This window comes from Flavonifractor sp. An306 (assembly GCF_002159455.1).
In the GTDB taxonomy this organism is placed as follows: domain Bacteria; phylum Bacillota; class Clostridia; order Oscillospirales; family Oscillospiraceae; genus Flavonifractor.
In genome coordinates, this window is sequence record NZ_NFIQ01000199.1 from 1 (window position 1) to 1,225 (window position 1,225).

The following is a 1,225-nucleotide window of genomic DNA, read 5'->3' on the forward strand; positions in this document are numbered from 1 at the left end:
GGCGGGCCCAGAGCGGCACATACCCCTGGCCGAAAGGAGAGTCTGGCCGTGTGGTCGAGATCAGCGAGAAAGAGTTTACATATCTTCTGAGTCGATCTATTGTGCCGTTCAAGTCCCATAAGAAAGATATCTAAAAAGCAGAAAAGTGCTGTGATGATTGAAATCACGGCACTTTTTTGCTATAATTTAAATATGAAAACAAAAGAGAGAAGCCCAGCGGAGTGGCGCGCGCTGCTGGATAAAAAAGAAGATGAAATCGCATTCCTGCATCGGCAGATCGACTGGCTGACACAGCAGCTTCGGCTTGCGCGAGGGCAGCGTTTTGGTGCGTCCAGCGAACAGACACAGGCGATCCTGGAACAGGTGTCGCTGTTCCAGGAGGCGGAATCGGAGTCATGTGCAAAGATGCCGGAACCAGAACTGGAGCAGGTCACATATAAGCGGAGGAAGCAGAAAGGAAAACGGGAACTGGATTTTTCTGGCCTTCCCGTGGAACAAGTCATCCATGAACTGCCGGAAGCCGAACAGGTCTGTTTGGAGTGCGGCGGGAAACTGCATGCCTGCGGTCATGAGGTGCTGCGCCGGGAACTGGCCTATGTTCCCGCGCAATATAAAGTGGTGGAACATGTACAGACGGTATATGCGTGCAGGTGCTGTGAAAGGAACAGCGACCATGTCTTTCTGCGGAAAAGCGAGGTTCCCGCCCCACTGATTCCTGGAAGCGGGGTGGCTTCACCAAGCCTGTTGGCCCATATTATGAACAGCAAGTATACGTTGGCCCTTCCCCTTTACCGGCAGGAACAGGAGCTGCAGCGGAGGGGGCTGTCGATTTCCCGGCAAACCATGTCCAATTGGATCATCTATGCGTATCAGCATTATTTCCCCAGCCTTTTTCATGCTCTGCACCAGGAGCTGCTGAAGAGTGAGATCCTCCACGCGGACGAGACCACGTTGACTGTGCTGCGGGAGGATGGCAGGCAGGCCAGGCAAAAGAGTTATGTGTGGGTATATCGGACATCCGGCGATGCGGTAAGCCCAGTGGTGCTGTACGATTACCAGCCCAGCCGCTCCGGTGTGTGTGCAAGCAATTTTCTGCAGGGCTTCACTGGGCTGCTACATACAGATGGGTATGAGGCATACCACTGCAAATTGCCGCAGGAGATCACAGTTGCGGGCTGCTGGGCACATATGAGACGAAAATTCACGGATGCGTTGAAAACGCTTC

At 53.5% G+C, this 1,225-nt stretch carries 1 protein-coding gene; it reads left to right on the forward strand.

Annotation, left to right across the window (positions count from 1 at the left end; all coding sequences use genetic code 11):
• Window positions 1–153: 153 nt before the first annotated feature.
• Window positions 154–1,225: IS66 family transposase (locus B5F88_RS19575; protein ID WP_140402228.1), on the forward strand; the 1,072-nt coding region annotated here is incomplete at its 3' end.